Source organism: Corynebacterium sp. UMB4614 (assembly GCF_030217065.1).
In the GTDB taxonomy this organism is placed as follows: Bacteria; Actinomycetota; Actinomycetes; order Mycobacteriales; family Mycobacteriaceae; genus Corynebacterium.
The window spans coordinates 1-227 of sequence record NZ_JASONC010000139.1; the positions used below are offsets into that span (position 1 = coordinate 1).

Genomic DNA, 227 nt, shown 5'->3' on the forward strand with positions numbered 1-227 from the left:
GGGACGAAGTCGTAACAAGGTAGCCGTACCGGAAGGTGCGGCTGGATCACCTCCTTTCTAAGGAGTTTTTGTTTATTTGTTTGTGGGTGAATCGTGGGCATTAGAAACCCTGTAATGGGGGTTTGCTTGCGTGTCCGCCAGTGACCGTTTGTTGGTTGTTGGTGTGTGTTGTTGTGTTCAAGTCTTGTGTGTTTGGTTTGTTGCGTTGTTGGGTGTCTGGAATGGCA

General features: G+C 48.9%; 1 rRNA gene. It reads left to right on the forward strand.

Features of this window, described 5'->3' with window-relative positions:
• Positions 1-57: ribosomal RNA gene (locus QP413_RS10235) — 16S ribosomal RNA — on the forward strand; the annotation flags it as partial.
• Positions 58-227 lie beyond the last annotated feature (170 nt).